The organism is Arcicella rosea (genome assembly GCF_014204325.1).
Taxonomy (GTDB): domain Bacteria; phylum Bacteroidota; class Bacteroidia; order Cytophagales; family Spirosomataceae; genus Arcicella; species Arcicella rosea_A.
Genome location: NZ_JACHKT010000013.1, coordinates 80,518 through 100,235 on the forward strand (window position 1 = coordinate 80,518; position 19,718 = coordinate 100,235).

Annotated in this window: 15 protein-coding genes; 7 read left to right on the top strand and 8 right to left on the bottom strand. The window is 33.5% G+C overall.

Annotated features, from left to right (window positions below; all coding sequences use genetic code 11):
- Positions 1–345 precede the first annotated feature (345 nt).
- Positions 346–738 carry a glycoside hydrolase N-terminal domain-containing protein gene (locus HNP25_RS10525; RefSeq protein WP_184133985.1) on the top strand — a complete coding sequence of 131 codons (393 nt, stop codon included), beginning with the start codon at positions 346–348 and terminating at the stop codon, positions 736–738.
- A complete protein-coding gene (locus HNP25_RS10530) occupies positions 723–1,298 on the top strand; it encodes a glycosyl hydrolase family 95 catalytic domain-containing protein (RefSeq protein ID WP_184133986.1) in 576 nt (191 codons plus the stop codon). Before HNP25_RS10525 ends, HNP25_RS10530 begins: the two co-directional genes overlap by 16 nt.
- A gap of 297 nt (positions 1,299–1,595) precedes the next feature.
- On the opposite strand, the gene HNP25_RS10535 is transcribed toward HNP25_RS10530, so the two are convergent.
- Together HNP25_RS10535 and HNP25_RS10540 are read right to left on the bottom strand one after the other, a co-directional pair.
- The gene (locus HNP25_RS10535; RefSeq protein ID WP_184133988.1) at positions 1,596–4,277 is read right to left on the bottom strand and encodes an alpha-L-rhamnosidase; all 2,682 of its coding nucleotides are present in this window, start codon (positions 4,275–4,277) and stop codon (positions 1,596–1,598) included.
- Between the two features lie 297 nt (positions 4,278–4,574).
- Positions 4,575–5,345, bottom strand: coding sequence for an SDR family oxidoreductase (locus HNP25_RS10540; RefSeq protein WP_184133990.1), 771 nt, complete (start codon positions 5,343–5,345; stop codon positions 4,575–4,577).
- A 270-nt stretch (positions 5,346–5,615) separates the two neighbouring features.
- Here HNP25_RS10540 and HNP25_RS10545 point away from each other — a divergent pair, with 270 nt between their 5' ends.
- The gene (locus tag HNP25_RS10545; RefSeq protein ID WP_184133991.1) at positions 5,616–6,797 is read left to right on the top strand and encodes an ATP-binding protein; all 1,182 of its coding nucleotides are present in this window, start codon (positions 5,616–5,618) and stop codon (positions 6,795–6,797) included.
- Positions 6,798–6,812: 15 nt separating this feature from the next.
- Here HNP25_RS10545 and HNP25_RS10550 read toward each other — a convergent pair whose 3' ends face one another.
- The 5 genes from HNP25_RS10550 to HNP25_RS10570 form a co-directional block, all read right to left on the bottom strand.
- Positions 6,813–7,262: a hypothetical protein gene (locus HNP25_RS10550; protein WP_184133993.1), complete on the bottom strand. Its 450-nt coding sequence runs from the start codon at positions 7,260–7,262 to the stop codon at positions 6,813–6,815.
- A gap of 242 nt (positions 7,263–7,504) precedes the next feature.
- Positions 7,505–8,446: a hypothetical protein gene (locus HNP25_RS10555; RefSeq protein WP_184133995.1), complete on the bottom strand. Its 942-nt coding sequence runs from the start codon at positions 8,444–8,446 to the stop codon at positions 7,505–7,507.
- Between the two features lie 8 nt (positions 8,447–8,454).
- Positions 8,455–9,408, bottom strand: a complete 954-nt coding sequence (locus HNP25_RS10560; protein ID WP_184133997.1) for a ParA family protein — start codon at positions 9,406–9,408, stop codon at positions 8,455–8,457.
- A 255-nt stretch (positions 9,409–9,663) separates the two neighbouring features.
- Positions 9,664–11,076 carry a replication initiation protein gene (locus HNP25_RS10565; RefSeq protein WP_184133998.1) on the bottom strand — a complete coding sequence of 471 codons (1,413 nt, stop codon included), beginning with the start codon at positions 11,074–11,076 and terminating at the stop codon, positions 9,664–9,666.
- A gap of 1,630 nt (positions 11,077–12,706) precedes the next feature.
- Complete coding sequence (locus HNP25_RS10570) at positions 12,707–13,285, bottom strand: HD domain-containing protein (protein ID WP_184134000.1); 579 nt, start codon at positions 13,283–13,285, stop codon at positions 12,707–12,709.
- Positions 13,286–13,380: 95 nt separating this feature from the next.
- Here HNP25_RS10570 and HNP25_RS10575 point away from each other — a divergent pair, with 95 nt between their 5' ends.
- Together HNP25_RS10575 and HNP25_RS10580 are read left to right on the top strand one after the other, a co-directional pair.
- Positions 13,381–13,962: a Crp/Fnr family transcriptional regulator gene (locus tag HNP25_RS10575; protein ID WP_184134002.1), complete on the top strand. Its 582-nt coding sequence runs from the start codon at positions 13,381–13,383 to the stop codon at positions 13,960–13,962.
- A 252-nt stretch (positions 13,963–14,214) separates the two neighbouring features.
- Positions 14,215–16,128 carry a YgiQ family radical SAM protein gene (locus tag HNP25_RS10580; RefSeq protein WP_184134003.1) on the top strand — a complete coding sequence of 638 codons (1,914 nt, stop codon included), beginning with the start codon at positions 14,215–14,217 and terminating at the stop codon, positions 16,126–16,128.
- Between the two features lie 205 nt (positions 16,129–16,333).
- Here HNP25_RS10580 and HNP25_RS10585 read toward each other — a convergent pair whose 3' ends face one another.
- Complete coding sequence (locus tag HNP25_RS10585) at positions 16,334–17,509, bottom strand: ATP-binding protein (RefSeq protein WP_184134005.1); 1,176 nt, start codon at positions 17,507–17,509, stop codon at positions 16,334–16,336.
- Positions 17,510–18,036: 527 nt separating this feature from the next.
- On the opposite strand from HNP25_RS10585, the gene HNP25_RS10590 reads away from it, so the two are divergent.
- Positions 18,037–18,456, top strand: a complete 420-nt coding sequence (locus HNP25_RS10590; protein WP_184134007.1) for a hypothetical protein — start codon at positions 18,037–18,039, stop codon at positions 18,454–18,456.
- Positions 18,457–18,616: 160 nt separating this feature from the next.
- A complete protein-coding gene (locus HNP25_RS10595; protein ID WP_184134008.1) occupies positions 18,617–19,702 on the top strand; it encodes an efflux RND transporter periplasmic adaptor subunit in 1,086 nt (361 codons plus the stop codon).
- Positions 19,703–19,718 lie beyond the last annotated feature (16 nt).

A 19,718-nucleotide genomic window follows, 5' to 3' on the forward strand; every position in this document is an offset into this window, starting at 1 on the left:
TTTTGTACTTGAATATTCCGAAGCTTGACAGAATTTTTAAAGTAATTGTTGAATAACAAAATCGAGTATTACAAACGTTTAGCTCAACTGCCGAAGAGCGTTATCTGGATTTTCTTGAACGACACTCAGATTTAGCCTCTCGCCTACCTAATACTCAAATTGCTTCATACTTAGGAATCACTCCCGAATTTTTGAGTAAGATTCGTAAAGATTTAAATAAACCAACCAGTAAAGAGTATTTTTTTATATTTTTCATTTTTGTACAAATACTTCTTTGAATAGTTTTATTTTTCAGGATGTCTTAATCGAATATCTTAATTACACGCTAAACATATTACTATAAAAATGACAAGTAATCTATATAATATGAAACTACTTTTTATCTTCTTTTTTGCTATTTCAAACCTTGTACAAGCACAAAAATCATTGGTTTTATGGTATGATAAACCTTCAGGCAATGTATGGGAAAGAGCTTTGCCCATTGGCAATGGTAAAATTGGAGCGATGGTTTATGGAAATGTAGCTCAAGAGATTTTACAATTAAATGAAACTTCTGTCTGGACGGGTAGCCCCAATAGAAATGATAATCCAGATGCACTGGCTTCATTACCTGCTATTCGTCAATTGGTTTTTGAAGGAAAACAAAAGGAAGCTGAAATCTTGGCTGGAAAAACAATACAAAGTAAAAAATCAAACGGACAGATGTTTCAACAGGTTGGAGTATGGGTTGGAAAGTAAATTGGTGGGCTAGAATGCTAGACGGAAACCATGCACATTTATTAATTCAAAATCAATTATCACCTTTAGGTGTAAATGCAGCGGGTGGTGGTACTTATCCAAATTTGTTTGATGCTCACGCTCCTTTCCAGATTGATGGTAATTTTGGTTGTACTTCTGGCATTGCAGAAATGCTGGTGCAAAGTCATGATGGTGCAATCCATTTATTGCCTGCTCTCCCTGATTTTTGGAAAGAAAAAGGAAGTATTTCTGGCTTAAAAACTCGTGGTGGTTTTGAAATTCTAAAAATGACTTGGGCGAACGGAAAAGTAACAAGCTTACAAATAAAATCTAATATTGGCGGAAATTGTCGTTTGCGTATCACAACAGCTATCAAAGGACAAAAATTCAATTTACAAACTGCAAAAGGAGAAAACAGTAATCCATTATTTATGACGGAAGAAACGGAGAAACCAATCATTTCGCCTAAAGCAAGTATTAAATTGGCGACAATTCCTTCGACTTTCTTATATGATTTTGCTACCGAAAAAGGTAAGATTTATACCTTTAATGTGCTATAAAAGACTACAAAGCAAAACATGAGTCATCCCGAATTTTTTCTTTGAATAATGAGGTTTAGGACAATTTGAACGGTTTTTATATTTATTATTGTATAGTCCTTACTTTTCTTGTCTTGAAACAAGAAAAGTAACAAAAGAAATTCAAGAATTCCTAAACTCGCTTCGCTCAAACAGTAGGAATTCATTACCCATCAATCATAAAAAAGCGGTCAAAACTATTTTTTTGACCGCTTTTTTATGATTTTAAAATTCGGGATGACTCATGTTTTGAAATTCATTTTCAAAATACGTGATTTCCTAAAGCTCCATCACAAAAGTATATTTGCCTGAACCTAATCCCATTGTTCCGTCTGAGCCCACACTTTGCTTTGTACCATTTTCAGTAATTGAACTGATTTTTTGTGTTGGAAAAGTCAGCGTAGCGGTAGTATTTGCTGGAATTTCTACTTCCCAAGTCAGTTTTCCATTTGCTATTTTCCAAGCAGAAGCCACTACTCCATAATTGGTTTTCAAGCTTCCTTTGGCATAAGTAAGCCCCCCTCCTATTTGTGGTTTTATGATAATTTCTTTATAGCCTGCACCATCAAATTCTTTAGTATCAATCCCTGCAATATTTCTGTACATCCAGTCGCCTACTGCTCCATAAGCATAGTGATTGAAGGAAGTCATGCCCGGGTCTTGGAAAGTACTGTCTGGTTTCATACTGTCCCAACGTTCCCAAATAGTGGTAGCTCCATGTGTTTTGATTGGATATAACCAAGACGGATAAGTGTCTTGCAAAAGCAATTTATAAGCCACATCATTTCTACCAAATCGGCTCAAAACTGGATTCAAGAAAGGCGTTCCTAAGAAACCTGTCGTTAAGTGATAATTGTACGATTTGATATTTTCTACCAATCTTTCTAAGGCTTGCGGTCGAAGTGTTTCTGGCAACATATCAAATTGTAAAGCCAAAATATAAGCCGTTTGCGTTTCAGAAATCAATTTTCCAGAAGCTGTCATGTACTCGTTTTGGAATTGTGTTTTGACTCTTCCCAAAAGCTTTTCATAGGTTTGCACATCCTCAGTTTTACCTAATATTTTACCAGTATTAATCATTAACTGCACGCTATAAGCATAAAAACATTGTGCCACCAAGTAATTATCTGTAATAGCTGATTTCATTCCAATCATTCCTTTTGAATCATCAACACGGTACGAAAGCCAATCAGCAAACTGAAAACCAGTATTCCATAAATCATTTTTAGCTACTTTATGGATATACTCCACACTTTTCTTCATGGTTTCATATTGCGTTTCAAGTACTTGTTTGTCGCCAAAAGCTACATAAACATTATATGGAATAATAATGCCAGCATCGCCCCAACCAGCGGCTTGCGAAGGACCGTCATTCAATACATTCGGAATCACGTGTGGTACTGCTCCGTTTGGAAATTGGTCTGCCGTGACATCTTTTAACCATTTTACAAAAAACTGATTGGCATTGAAATTATAAGAAGCTGTTCTTGAAAATACTTCGGCGTCACCTGTCCAACCTAAACGCTCATCACGCTGCGGACAGTCGGTTGGTACGTCCAAGAAATTACCTTTTTGTCCCCATTGAATATTTTTTTGTAATTGATTTACCAAAGCATTTGAGGTCTCAAAATTCCCTGTTTGCTCCATATCCGAATACAAAGCATAAGCCGTAAAATCTTCTGGATTGATTTTTCCATCCACTCCTTCTACTCGCACATATCTAAAACCAAAAAACGTAAATCGTGGCTCAAAGAAATCTTTACCATTACCACTTAAAATATAAGTAGCCTGAGCTTTTGCCGAACGAAGATTGGCAAAGTATGGATTTCCGAATTTATCCATCATCTCAAAATGCGAAAGTGTAATTTTATCGCCAGATTTTCCTTGTGCAGAAAGCGTTATCCAACCCACCAAATATTGTCCAAAATCTAAAATTGTTTCACCATTCGTTGCCTTAAATACTTTTACTGGCTTAAACGTTTCATGTTTTTTAATGGGTTCATTTATTGAAGCATTCAGATAATCTGTCGGGAAGTTTTTCTCTACTGCATTTTTCCAATTTGTATCATTGAATGCGATACTTGCCCAATTAGCTGTTCTTTTAAGAGCGTCAATTACTTCGCCATCATAAATTTCAGCGAAACGAATATCACTTTCTGCTACTTTCCAAGAATTATCCGAAATAACACTTTCCTTTGAACCATCAGAGTAAGTCAATTCCAATTGAAAAAGTAAGGCTGTTTCTTTACCATAAATATTTTGCTGATGCAACCAAGCCAAACGAGTTCTGTACCAACCACTTCCTAAAGTTGCACCGATTGCATTTTTTCCAGAAGTCATTAAACTCGTAACGTCATAAGCTTGGTATTGCAAATGTTTGTTGTAGCTCGTCCAGCCCGGAGTCAAGAATGCGTCGCCTACTCTTTTGCCGTTCAATTGAATTTCGTATAAACCTCTTGCCGTTACAAAAGCCGTAGCATTTACGATTTTCTTTTTTGATTCAAAACTCTTTCTAAACATCGGCACAACACCATTTACAGTATCGTTGACAAAGCCCGAACTTATCCATTTTGCTTTCCAATCGCCTTTGTTTAAAGCTGTTTGAAAATTGGCAGAAGTCCATTCCGACGTTTGTCCTTGATTATCCCAAGCTCTTACTTGCCAAGTAATAAGCGTATTAGAAGGAAGCTTTTCACCTTGATAAGCATTAAAAATAGAAGAAGAAGCATTTACTTTCCCACTCGACCAAACCTCCTTTTTCCCATTTTTTACTTGTATTTCGTAAGCTGTTTGTTTTACATTTTTCTTATCAGAAATTAATTGCCAAGCAAATCTTGGTCTTTCGGCATCAATTCCAATTGGATTTTTTAGATTTTCAGTCGTTAAATATTGGAGCTTTAATTGGGCAAAAACAGCGTTTGCCATTAAAAAGCAAAAGAGAAAGATAATTTTTAGCTTCATGATAGTATTTAAATTGGATAAAATATATAATTAAGTTATTGGAGATGAGTGTATTAAATCTTTTACCATTCTTTAATTAAGACAATTACTTACTCAATACCAAATAAGTATAAATATATCTTGGAATAAAACAAGTACTCTCATGTACCTACCTTTAAATACGTTATTATTTCACGCTACACTACCTTGTCCTGCCTATAACAAATTAATTGAGCATTGCCTTAAAATCTTAATCAAATAAAAAAACGCCCCGTTTCCAAGGCGTTTCGATTGTATATAAAGTGTTTAGGAAATCGTTTATCTTCCCATCCAACCGCCATCTACGGTCAAGATTGTTCCTTGAACATATTTTGAAGCATCTGAACAAAGGAAAACTGTTGCTCCTTTAAAGTCTTCGGTTTCTCCCCAGCGTCCAGCAGGAATTCTGTCTAAAATACTTTTTGAACGATTTTCGTCTCCACGCAAAGCTTCCGTATTATCTGTAGCGATATAACCCGGTGCAATGGCATTCACGTTAATTCCTTTTGATGCCCATTCGTTGGCGAAAGCTTTTACTAAACTTCCGATAGCACCTTTACTTGCCGCATAACTCGGCACATTAATTCCTCCTTGGAAAGTCAACAAAGAAGCAGTAAATACGATTTTCCCAGAACCTTGGCTTATCATCATTTTACCAATTTCACGAGTAAGAATAAATTGAGCATCTAAATTGATACTCAATACATTATCCCAATATTCATCTGAATGTTCAGCAGCAGGATTTCTTAAAATCGTTCCTGCATTATTTACTAAAATATCAATGACTGGAAAATCCGTTTTTACTTGGTTGATAAAAGTATAAAGAGCATTTCTATCAGAAAAGTCACATTGATAAGCTTTGAAATTTCTGCCTAATGCCTTTACTTCTTTTTCCACTTGGCTTCCTTCAAGTTCTAATGATGCCGAAACGCCAATAATATCCGCACCAGCTTCTGCCAGAGCTAAAGCCATTGCTTTTCCGATGCCTTTTTTACAACCTGTTACTAATGCTATTTTGCCATCAAGGCGGAATAAATCGAGTGTGTTCATTCTTTTTTTGTTATAAATCTTTTACAATAACCTCATTTGTGTTACAAAACAATATACTTTTTAAGTTATTCAAGCAATCTCTTTGAAATATTATATAGAAAAGGAGCATTTCAACAGTATGTATATTTAATTAGTAAAACTTAAGAACATTTATACTGAACAATATATGTATTTTCGTACGATATTTTTTCTAAAATTATTATATTTTTTACTTTTTATTCCTGCAAATTTAAAATTTTATTTTAAATTTGCAGGAATAAAAATGAGATTATGATTCAAAGAGAAATTAGTTCAGAATTACTTTTTAGAGTAAACCATTTTCCTGTTTCGGCAATCTTAGGCCCAAGACAAGTAGGAAAAACAACTTTGGTAAAAGCTATTCAAAGAGAGCTACCAAAAGAAAGTATCTATTTTGACCTAGAGATACCATCTGATTTGAATAAATTTTTATCCGACCCCGAATTATTTCTCAAAAACTTACAGCAACAAACTGTTATTTTAGACGAAATTCATCGGCTTCCTAATATTTTTGTCTTACTCCGTGGTTTAATCGACCAACAACGTGAAGCTGGGCGATTTATACTTTTGGGTTCGGCTTCGCCAGATTTATTGAAAAATACAGCTGAATCGCTCGCTGGACGAATTTCATATTTAGAAATGCATCCATTGCATTATCGTGAAATTGCACCAGAGAATTATCAAAACCACTGGCTTTGGGGTGGATTTCCAGCAGCATACTTAGCAAAAAATGAACGTATCAAAAATATTTGGCTAAATGATTTTTTGATGAGTTACCTTGAAAGAGATTTGCCTCAATTAGGGCTTGCAGTTTCGCCATTACTCATGCGCCGACTTTTGATGATGCTTGCCAGTATTCAAGGTGGAATTTTAAATTATTCTACTTTGGCAAATTCACTGGGTGTAAGTCAACCAACAGTAAAAAATGCCATTGACTTTTTGGAACAAGCCTTTTTAGTGCGTCGTTTACAGCCTTATTTTATAAATATTGGTAAACGCCTAGTGAAAAGTCCTAAAATTTATATTCGTGACAGTGGACTTTTGCATCACTTATTGAATGTAAAGGATTTTAATAGCCTTTTAGGGCATATAGTAGCTGGCGGTTCTTGGGAAGGTTATATCATTCAGGAAATCATCAGTATTTTACCACAAGATACTCTCCCTTTTTATTATCGTTCTCAGGATGGTGCTGAATTAGATTTAGTTATTGAACAAGGCTTAGGGATTAAACTTGCTATAGAAATCAAATTATCCGACTCTCCTACCCTTTCAAAAGGGAACAGTATTTCTTTACAAGATTTAGGTAATCCGCCGCTACTGGTTGTTACGCCCTCAGCTCAAGATTATGAACTTCGACCGAACGTTTGGGTTTGTTCAATTGCTACTTTGGCACAAAACTTAACGAAGTTTGGCTTAAATATTTATCAACTTTAAATTCTTGTTGAATCTTTACGACTTTCCTAAAACCTGCGTCATGTAATCATCCGCCATTTCAATCAAAGCTTCAGAATGTAATAATTTGCTGTAATCTATTCCTTGAAGTGCCAAGGCGTGTACAAGTTGATTTAATGTAGATGCTTTCCCTTTGCCTTGTAACAATGCTTTATACTGAAAATATTTGATTCCGAGCGGTTCTAAAACATCTTGCATTTTCAAAGGAGTGTTATCTTCTGGCATTTTGGTGGTATTGAAAAGCAATTGTAAAACCGTGGTGTAAAGTTTTGCATAAAAGAAATTTGCTACTTCTTCATCAGCTAAAATCCTATTGAGTTTTTCTAATAAGTCTGGACAAAGTGATTGATTGATTCTATTTGCATCGCCATTGATTTGTGAAATCTCTTTGTCAGAAAGCATATTCCCTCCTTGGCTCGTACTACCTTTTATGACAACGTAATTCATAATTTTAAAACATTAAATTGTGGAATCTTGAATTTATATACAAAAATTATCAAATTCCGCTAAATTAAAAAGTCTTTATTGCTTGATTCTTAATTTTAAACACATCTTAACACAAAAAACAATGAGCATACATTCATTTTTAAAACAGAAATCCTGAGGAATTCAGCCTCAGGATTTCTATTGATTTGTTGGCAAAGAACGATTGCCCTCTCTCCTATTCTATTTTATATTGTCAAAAAACTTTAAAGAATACCTAAATAGGCTCCATATTCTTCCAAAGTATTCCTTAAATTATCAAAATCTTCTTTACTTCTACTTGCATAAACCTTTTCTGTTTTTGCTGTTAAAGTATTCATCCAAATACTTAAATCATGTGTACTTTCTTCTGATTTACTATTTTTGATATTTAGCTTTACTCCTAAAGCACTTGCTTCTACTATTTTTTCAATCTCACTTATTGCTGTAATTGGCTCAATGTTTTCTGAGATTCGTCCTAAAGTTTGAATGACTTTTTTATCAATCTTCTTTTTTCCTGTCAGAATTTCATTTCTTAATGTAGGTTCTATTTTAGATAATCCTTCTGCAAATTGTCCATCTCTTTTAATCGTCGAAGCACCTACATTATACTCTTTCGCAAGTTTTTCAACGGTTCTGCCTTTTTCTTGTGGACTAGCATTGGGTTCATTGTGGACCCAATGACCCGATCTATCGTACTTGCCCGGCCCCGTTTTTTCATTCAAAAATCTTAATCCACGGAAATATGAAATTTGTTCCGAACTAAGGTTTCGTCTTCCTAATTGTAAATCAATCATGTAATCTTTCACTTCCTCTTTGGAATTGAAAGGCATGAGTTGCACACTAAAATTCAAATTGTGCTGTTTACAAATCTGAAAACGGTTATGTCCGTCAACCAAAATATATACTGGCTCGTTTGGATACTCAGCATTTGCTTCAATCGCACTTCGTTTGGTTTCCCACAAAGTCAAAGCATCACGACAGCCATTTTTCAAAATATTTTGTTCTAACAAAGAAAACTCTTCCGCACCCAGAGGTGGAATAAACATTCTGAGTTCTTCCAGTACTTCTATACTCTTTTTTACTTGCTCGTCAGATATTAATTTATTATTGACAAAAGTGCTTTTTGTGGTTGCTGCAATGGCTTTTCCTAAATCTAGTTTTTTCATCTTTCCTCTTATTTAACCAATTGAAGGTATTCAATGTATTCATTACAGAAATCAGCGTACAATTTGGCTGCTTCTGAAGCACCAGAAAACTTTGAAATGGTATTCAACATTACTTGTGCTTTTTGAAAATCGACCAAATGCTTAATTTCTGTTTTGAAAATCCTGATGGGTAAATTTGCTCTAATGGCTTCTTTAATATTATCATGCACCGAATTCTTTTTAACCATCGTAAAAACCAAACCATCGATATCCAACATAGGATTTAGGTTTTTCTTTACATCATGTACTTTATCCAATAAAGTATTTACGCCTTTCATCGCCGCCATTTCAGGCAACATTGTTACCAAACAAGCATCTGAAGCATACATTGCCGAAACCGTTAACTTACCCAAAGAAGGCGGACAATCTATCAAAACATAGTCAAATTCGCTCAATAGAGGAATAATACGGTTTTTAAGACGTAAATCTCCACCAGTCAATAATATTAGTTCGTATTCTGCTTTGGCTAAATCAATATCCGATGGTGACAAAAATAGGTTTTCTTGAATTTGGACAACAGGAAATTCTGCATCATTTATCAGCGAATCTGCTACTTGTACTTCTGGATTTTCAATACCAAGAATTTGCGATAAATTTCCCTGTGGGTCAAGGTCTATCATCAATACTCTAAAACCTTTGTTTGCCAAGGCTTCTCCCAAACACGAAACCGTGGTTGTTTTTCCAACTCCTCCTTTATGATTTACAACCGAGACAACTCTTGCTTTTTGATATAAATCTTTAGAATAACCATATTTCATCAAAACGCCTTCTAATGCTACCAAATGGTTTTCATTCAGCTTTCGGTTTCCTGCTACTGCTTGTCTTAAAGTACCAGAAGGTAAAGATGCTTCTTTTTCAATACCCGCTATCGACAAAGCAGGGTTATGTCTAAAGAACTTTAAAGCATTTTCTTGTGTAAGCATTTCTAAATAATTTTAGGTTTTATTACATATCTGTTACAAACTTAATTTTTTTGTAACAGATATGCAACAAAACAAATGTATAATCTTTGTAAATAATTATACATTTTCAAAAAATACCTCAAAAATTGCTAAAACAATAGACAGAGATTCAAATCTAGTTGAAAAATTGAAATTGAAATGAGATAAAACTTGACGGGCTACACTATACGTTAAAAGGATTATTTAATAATCAAAAGATGAGACGACAGATTTTAATTATACAAGATTGATTCCCATTTTCTTCGCTTCTTTTTGTAAAGCAATTGCTTCAGGACTAGCATGAATTTGCTGTTTGTAAGTACTTTCTACAATTGAAATAATCGCACCGTTGAAAGATGGATTAATGTCTAAATATTGAATGATATTTTCTGCAGAAACAATATCTTGAAAATGTTTTTTGAATGATTCAAAAGCAAACTGGGTTTCCAAAGAAGTACTCAATTTATTCACTACAAATTCATAGCAATTTGAATCCGTTTTCAGCAACTCAGTAATTCTATTCTGGCAATAAGTATGATACTTCTTTTTTAAATTGAACACATTCATGTTCAAACCTTCTTCTCTAGCTTTTTCTAAATGTGCTTTTTTCTTTTTTTCTCTTTCTTCTTTTTGCTTTGATTCTTTTTCTTTCAATAAAACAGCAAACTTCTCATCTTCCAACAATTGAATGATATAACCAATAACATTTCTGATTAGCTTTCCTCCTTTAACTTCAGCCAACACATAACTAACTGTTTCTTTGATTTTTTGCAGTGGATAAACTTTCAACCATTTTTGAATCAATTCTTCCGAAGCTCCGTATTCTCCTAGCAATTTTAAAAATTCTGTAACTTCCTTATTTTCAGGAGTACTTTTCTTACTTTCTTTGATTAATTCATACGTTGCTTCCTCAATATCATCATTCGGTACCGAAATATTGGCATTTCGCTGAATGGTAAAAACTAATATGACGACAGTATTTCCCTTTTTTCTTTCTTCATAAGTGAAATACAAATCGCTGGTTTCTTGCAATTCTTTTTGAGCAACGTTGATTACTCTTTTTCGAAAATCAGTGTATTTGGCATAACGGTCACCCAGACCCAAAATATCTTTGAGTTTTTCTACTTCAAATTTAAAAGTGCCCAATCGTTCAGATTCCTTACAGAATTCATAAAATCTGATAGCATAAATACTCTTCAATTGCAAAAGTGAACGAATATCAATAACTGTGAAATTGGTTTTCAATTGCAACAAATAAGGCGTTAAAGTAGGAGAGAAGTCTATATTAAACTTTCCTAAGCCATTGTTGTAAGTATAACCCGCAATGATGGTCGTGTTGATTAAACCACCGTCAAACTTGTTGTATATTGTTTTCTTTAGAAAATTATCTAATTCGATATTAATCCTAGAATAAATGGCGGTGGTACTAATCCCCGTGATTTTCTTAAACTCTTGTACTGAAATTGTGATAGTGTCTAGTCTGTCTTTGGTATGATCTATTTTTGAAATCATGTGCAAAAGTATTTTTACCTGTATCGTACTCAAATCATATCGAGCATTGATTACAGGATTACTTTTTACTAACTTGAAGGGTGAATTCGATACGGCTGCCATTGCACTAGCAACTTTATCCGTTTTTTTATTTCCCATAACTATCATGAAACATAGTAATCAACAGCGGACAGAGACATCTAAATTTTAATAATCGCTTGCAATTTAATACTTCATGAGTAATCAACAAAATCCTTTAAATATATTTTTAGGAGCATTCTTACACAATACATTCATATTGTCTCTAGTCTGCATTCAATTTGTCTCGCTTATACATTCATATTGTCTCTAGTCTGCATTCAATTTGTCTCGCTTGTGCATTCATATTGTCTCTAGTCCGCATTCAATTTGTCTCTATATTGCCTTTTAATATACTCATAATCAATAACTTATGCCTCCTAAAATACTTAAAAGAATATAAATAATAAAATCAACAAAGAATAAAACATTGATGTTTATCTATTTTTTTATTCTTTTTTTAAAGATTTTCAATAATATTTTCTGTTATACTGTTTTTCAAGGGTTTATTGCTTCATTTTAAATTTAATTCACTTGAAAGCAACAATATATTTAAATAGTTTCTTAGAATTCTGCATGGATTTGTAGATTATTCTTAAAATTGTCAATGAGACATTCAAAAAGTCTCACTTCTCACTCTTTTCAACTATTCCGTTTGCGAATTATTAATTCAAATTGTCTCTTTTCTATCTTTTGAATGTTCTTTGATGACATTCAAAAAGTCTCTCTTCTAATATGTGTTAAAGATTCATTGATGTTTTTAAACTAATTCAAATTGTCTCATTTCAACAATTTCTCAATCTCTGAATTTAGTTATGAATTATGATTAATTCGTTCAGTTGCTTGATAGATAAGCACTTATCTGTGCATTCAATTTGTCTCACTTGATAGCGTATGACTATACTTTTTTCATCTGAAAGAATACATTCAAAAAGTCTCGTTTTAAAAATGATTGAAACTTTAGCCTTTTGAACAATAATTAATTCAAATTGTCTCACTTTACTCTGATAAGAGCATTCAATTTGTCTCTTTTATAAGTACTCTATTAAACTTTATGACTCTAATAAATACATTCAAAAAGTCTCTATTAGAGATTTAGCTGTCTTTAAAGTATGCTTAAATAATTCATTCAAATTGTCTCTGTTGGACATTCAATTTGTCTTAGTTTAAATAAACCATAGTAGCAAATAATTAGGATAAATTGATGTGAGAATGATATGTATAAGCATTCAAATTGTCTCACTTATCGAAACGGCTGTTTTCAGTTATATGAAAAGGGGTTTATTTACAGATAGCATTGGGTTCACAATGAACCCAATGCTATCTGTAAATAATATTAAATAATGCCTTTAGTGTGAATGGATGGCTTTTTGAAAAATGTGTTGAATATTATTGTCCAAAAAGAGTTTCCAGAAAGTCATTTGACAGCTTTACTTTGAAAAAAAACCTTCTAATGATTCATTTAGAAGATGCTTGTTGGAAGGAAATAATTACAGTACATAAGATTTATGGAAAATAGGATTTACAATAAACCTTTTTGTATTATTATTAAAGTACAAAATAATTAATTCAATATTTTATGTAAATGTCTATCCTTTAATGTATTATGCTTTATAAGTAATTTTTAAATCATATTTAATCGTATTCAATTAAGTAAAATATTTACCTGTAGATTTTGGAAGATTAATTTGAGAAATTATAGATTTTCCCCTTAGTTTCTCCCAAAAGCTTCGTTCAATTCCGAAGTTGTGTATTGCCAAATACTTTCAGAACCTTTTTGAATACCTTTTACTTTTTCAAAAACGGTTTCGTAGCTTACGTTAAATTCTGTCCAAGTACCGCCTTGGTTAGAACGATTTTGTAATATGGGTTGAAGTCTATCCATTGTTTTGGCAAATTTTGCTTCATTACTTTTTCCCTCTTCAAATTCTAACCAAATATCAATAAATTCCTGTGTTTGGTTTGGCGGTAAAATACCAAAGATGCGTTGTGCTGCAATAAATTCCTCATCTGTATTCACATGGTTTTTTGTAGTATCGTACAGAAAAGTATCGCCAGCATCAATTTCTACAATATCATGAATCAATACCATTTTTAAAACTTTCAATACATCAATAGGTTCGTTGGAATGTTCGGCTAAAACCAACACCATCATTGCCAAATGCCAACTATGTTCGGCATCGTTTTCGTGCCTGTCGCTATTGAATAATTTCGTTTTACGTTGAATATACTTTAGTTTATCAATTTCCTTGATAAATTTAAATTGCTTTAAGAGTTCGTTAACTTTCATGGTAATCTTCTTTTAATTATTCCTATTTTTAATTTTAAGTTTGCAAAGGAAATATCATTTTTAGCTATTTAAAAGGACAATTGTCTCGCAATAAAATGCTCAGAATAAATAAAGAATTATTGAATTTTTTGGGGCCACTTTATCATTCAGATACGGAAGGTAATATTATTGAGCAGACTTTCCAGCCGAAGAGTCAAATATTACTTGAGCATAAACAAGTGTTTTCAGTCTATATCATCAAAAGTGGTATTGCTAAATGTTACTTAACGGAAGATACAGGTGCAGATTTTATTCAGGAATTCTTTGGCGAAGGATGGATATTTGGAGAAATTGAGGCAATCAGAGATGACCTAAGTTTTTGTAATATTGATGCTATTTCTGAAGTTATTATGTATAAAATTTCTAAGGATTTTTTTTATAATTTACTCAATACAAATGAAGTTTTTAATCGTTTGATATTAAAAACTTTAGCCAACAAAATATATTACAAGGCCATTCGCCATTCTTACAATCAATCTCATCCCGTTGAATCTAAATTATTGAGATTGAAAGATGATTTTGCAGACTTAGCCAACTTGATTTCTAAACAAGAAATCGCTAATTATTTGGGCATTACAACAAGAAGCCTTAACAGAACACTCAAAGAATTGAAAGTAAAAGGTTTAATGAATTTTTAAAAGTGAATAGGAGAGGGGAGTAGTTGAAAAAGAGTACAGAAATTTCTTGAAAATATCGTTTTGAAATAGAGTGAGAAATGATTGATGGCTGATTTTCTCTTTCTTTATACAAATCCACTTAGATTAATTTGAAAGATAAAGTATCTCAATTGATAAAGACGATTTTGATTAGCGTTCAAATAAATAATCACAACAGCTTAATTATTGTAGAAAAATGATTTTTATCATTCCTTTCTTGTGTAATTTTGTATTATGATTGAAAGACCAATAACTGACTGGTTGCCTCTGACCAAAAAAGAGGTAGAAAAACGTGGATGGGACGAGTTAGATGTGATTCTAATTTCGGGAGATGCCTACGTAGATCATCCTGCCTTCGGAACGGCTGTAATTGGACGTATCATCGAAAGTGAGGGTTTCAAAATTGCGATTGTGGCTCAACCCAACTGGAAAGATGATTTACGTGACTTTAAAAAATTAGGAAAACCAAAATACTTTTTTGGCGTAACGGCTGGCTGTATGGATTCTATGGTGAATCATTATACTGCCAATAAACGTTTGCGTTCAAACGATTCATATACGCCTGGTGGAGAAGCGGGTTATCGTCCAGATTATGCTACTACGGTTTATACCAAAATATTAAAAGAGCTTTATCCCGATGTTCCAGTTTTAATTGGAGGTATTGAGGCTTCGCTTCGCCGTGTTACGCATTACGACTACTGGCAAGATAAATTGTTGCCTTCTATCCTATTCGATTCGGGTGCTGATATGTTGGTTTATGGCATGGGAGAACAACCGCTACGTGAGATTTTACGTTTGGTAAAACAAGGCGTTCCTTTGAATACCATTCGTAATGTCAATCAGATTTCTTACTTACAACCTGCAAGCGAAGCACTTGGAGAGTTCAATAACTGGGATACTGTTGAGATTTCAAGCCATGAAATTTGTTTGCAAGACAAAATTAAATACGCTGCCAATTTCAAAGTAGTAGAAGTTGAATCGAACAAATGGCAAGCGAACAGGATTATTCAGAAAGTAAGCGACAAGATTTTGGTAATTAATCCTCCTTTTAAAACAATGGAGGAAAAAGAAATGGATATTTCTTTTGATTTACCATATACTCGTATGCCACATCCGAAGTATAAAAAAAGAGGACCGATTCCATCTTATGAGATGATTAAGTTCTCAATTAATATGCACCGTGGTTGTTTTGGCGGATGTAGTTTCTGTACGATTTCGGCACATCAGGGCAAATTTATTGCTTCTCGAAGTGAAAAGTCGATTATGAAAGAGGTTGACCAAATTGTGAAACATCCAGAATTTAAAGGCTATATTTCAGATTTGGGCGGTCCTTCGGCGAATATGTATCAAATGAAGGGAAAAGATGAATCAATTTGTAATCGTTGCCAAAGTCCGAGTTGTATTCACCCTGTGATTTGTTCAAATTTAGATACTTCGCATACGCCTTTGACGGAGATTTACAAAAAAGTAGATGCTCATCCAAGTGTTAAAAAAGCATTTGTAGGTTCGGGAGTTCGTTATGATTTATTGGTGGATGATTTCAATAAAAATAACCAAGACGGCAACCATGATATTTACATGGAACAATTGGTTACTCGCCACGTTTCTGGTCGCTTGAAAGTTGCTCCTGAACATACTTCTGATGCTACTTTGCGAGTAATGCGTAAGCCTTCGTTTAAGTATTTCAGAAAGTTCAAGGAAAAATACGATAACATTCAAGCGAAGCATAACTTGAAACAGCCTTTGATTCCTTACTTTATTTCTTCGCACCCTGGTTGTGAAGAAGCTGATATGGCAAATCTTGCTGCTGAAACCAAGGATTTAGGTTTTCAATTAGAACAAGTACAAGATTTCACTCCTACGCCGATGACGGTTGCCGAAGTGATATATTATTCTGGCGTACATCCATATACTTTATTGCCTATCAAAACGGCAAAAACGAAAGAGGAAAAGCAGAATCAGAACAATTACTTTTTCTGGTACAAACCAGAATTTAAAGATTGGATTCGTAAGCGTTTGCACAAACTCAATCGCCCAGACTTAGCTGACCGACTTTTAAAAAGTCAAAAGCAAGCGGCTATCGACAAAATCATCGGTGAAAGCGAATCAGCAAAAGCAAAAAAGAGAAAGAATTATTTTAAGCGATAGACATTGGGAGATATAAATTTTGAGTTTTGAATTATGAAATTTCATTACTTATAATTTGTGTCTTATCATTCAAAAAGCGGTCGGAAATTCAGTTTTCGACCGCTTTTTTGATTTTAAAAATTTGAGATGATTCATGTTTCAAATATTGTATAAAACTATTTTAGGAGTTTAAAATCGTTAGCCAATTGATATTCACAATTTAAACTTAACCTTGTAATTCTTTCATTAAATCTACCAAAGAAATAGTTTTTACTCCTTCAGCAGAAGGATAGCTTTCTTTTCCGGGATAAACTACGTATCGTTTTGTAGCTTTTATGTCTTCACAGCCCAAATAAAAACCTTTAGAAACTGTAGGTGATAAAGAACGTTTTATCTCAATGGCATATCTTTCTTGATTGTTAATTTCAATGACTAAATCTATTTCAGCTCCTGCTGAAGTTCTGTAAAACCAAAATGTTAGCCCTTGAGGTAAACAAGCAATGATATTTTCAATAACGAAACCTTCCCAACTTGCTCCAACAATTGGATGCCCCAACAAATCGTCTTGAGTAGTAAGGTTTAGCAAAGCGTGAGTCAATCCACTATCACGAATATAGACTTTGGGCGTTTTGACTAATCTTTTCCCAACATTTCCAGACCACGGCAGAATAGTTCTGACAAGAAATAAATCTTCTAATAATTCAATATATCGCTTTACAGTTGGAATGGTTATTCCCAGACTTGCCCCTAATTGTGCCGTATTTAGTTGTCCTCCTTGATGATGTGCCAACATCGTCCATAACCTCCGTAATGTTACCGCAGGAATCCTTGTTCCCAATTGTGGAATATCTCTTTCAAGATAAGTGCTGATAAAATTTTGTCGCCATCTAAAACTGGCAGCGTCTGTTTGTGCAAGAAAACTATCTGGAAAGCCACCTCTAAGCCAAAGTATATCAATATTGGTTTCGCTTAGAGAATAGACTTCTAAAGCTGTCAAACCTGTCAATTCTTTGTACGCAATCCTACCAGCCAAAGATTCCGAAGACTGCTTCAAAAGGTCAAGTGATGCAGAACCTAAAATCAGGAATTGAGCAGTTCTGAAACCTTGTCTTCTTCGGCGGTCAATCACACCCCTCAATACTGCAAATAGTTCAGGTACACGCTGAATTTCATCCAAAATAATAAGTTTCCCTTTGTGTAATTCAAAATAGGCTTCTGGGTCATTTAACTTTGCTTGGTCAATAGGGCTTTCCAAATCAAGATAAATCGGTTCAGGACTTAGTGATAATGCTATCTCTTCCGCAAGTGTTGTCTTTCCAACCTGTCTGGGACCCAAAATACTTACTGCTGGAAATTCTTCGAGCAATTCAATGATTTCAACTTGGCTATTTCTTGCAATCATCCTTGTAATTATAATATTGTAATTTATATTTGCAAGGACAAATATATCGAAATAATTATAATTAGTAGCCGAATGAACAAAAAACTACCAAAAATCGGTCGGGAAAATGAATTTTTCAGACCGATTTTTGATTTAAAAAATTCCTTCGATAATTTAATAACTTTGTCTTTCTCAATACCATTATCCTAGTAATTATAAATTAGAGTATTATAATTACTAGGATAATGTTTCTTTTTTAATACTTTAGAACAGTTTAAGAAATTAATAACCCTTATCCAAATTCACAAAATTTGAAACTATCAAAAAATTAAAGATATTGTTTCTTATAAGAGAAAAAAACGATAAACAATAGGCTCAATTTTGAAGCAAATTTGCTTTAAAGATTGAGCCTATATTTTTAACAAGTCGATAATTTATTTAAACGATATAAGATAATATATGAATAATAAAAGAACTTTTGTCATTTATTGAAAATTTAAGATTAAAAATTTTGTAGAAATAATCAACGTAGATTACCTTAGCCGTTGATGACAAAGGCAATATTAAAATATCTCCTCTCAATTAGCATTCTCTTGTTGGGTCTTAGCAATCAGCTAAACGCTCGAACAAACAGAGAAGCTGCTCTTTTTGCCCCAGTCAAAAACATTAATGTTGGCACACATCAACATGGTTTAACCAATATCTTTACTGCTTTATCTTTTGAAAATCGTGAGAATTTATTCTTTGATTGCGAGGAAGAGCATGAGGAAGATGACGATGATAAAGAAAGTTATCTCTCTCAAAAAAAGAATTTAGTTAATACTTATCTTGCTGCTGCTCCTTTTTTTAGTTGGTACACAAAACTTTTTTTAGTACTCAATACTTCTCAAGTCTTACATTTCGGTAAGCATTTTTCACATTTCCCTCTTTATAAATTATTCATCGTATTCAGTGTGTTCAGAATATGATTCCTTTGCTTTTAGTGATAATTTGATATTTCACTAATCTTTCCCCATTCCATTTTCATTCTTATTAACAACATTAATAGGCTGTCAACTAGCACTATACGTCTTTTTGTACCCTATACAATCTAAAATTTCCAGAACCATATATTTAAAGAAAATGATCATGAAAAAAAATCTCATCATCATGAGCTTGGGTGCTTTGTTATGCTATACAAGCTGTGAATCTAAAAAAGATGAAGAAAAAAAGGAAGAATCTAAGCTATTGGTTACCAGTCCTATCCTAAAAGATACTACTATTACCAATGATTATGTTTGTCAGATTCATGCCATTCAGCACATCGAACTAAGAGCGTTAGAAAAAGGCTATTTAAAACAAATTTTTGTGGACGAAGGTAAGTTTGTGAAAAAAGGACAACTTTTATTTCAAATTCTACCTGTTCAATATCAAGCAGAAGTACAAAAAGCAGAAGCAGAAGCCAATTTTGTGGAAGTAGAATATAAAAACACCAAATTATTGGCAGACAGTAATATCGTGTCTCGCAATGAGTTAGCCCTAGCAAAAGCCAAATTAGATAAAGCAAAAGCCGAGTTAGCTGTCGCCAAAGTACACTTAGGTTTCACCGAAATCAGAGCACCTTTTGATGGCATCATCGACCACTTTCAAGTAAGATTAGGAAGCCTTCTGAATGAGGGCGATTTACTTACAACGCTTTCGGACAATAGTAAAATGTGGGTTTATTACAATGTTCAGGAAGCTGAATATTTGAATTATAAAGCTACTACGCAAGGGAATAAATTGATGACCGTAAACCTGTCGATGGCAAATCATCAATTATTCGACCATCAAGGCGTAGAGGAAACCATTGAAGCTGACTTCAATAACGAAACAGGTAACATTGCCTTCAGAGCCACCTTCCCGAATCCAAAAGGACTTTTACGTCATGGCGAAACTGGTAATATCCAAATGGTTGTGCCTTTCAAAAAAGCGTTGATTATTCCTCAAAAAGCCACTTTTGAAGTATTAGAAAAGAAGTATGTTTTTGTGGTAGGAAAAGACAATGTCGTGCATTCAAAAGAAATCACTATCAGTGCTGAAATGCCTGATTTATATGTAGTTAAGAGTGGTGTTTCAGCGAATGACAGAATACTGCTTGAGGGAATTCGTAAGGTAAAAGACAATACGAAAATAGTATATGACTACGAAGAACCACAAAAAGTTCTTGCCAATTTAAGAGTATATGCTGAGTAGTAATAACGATTCAAAA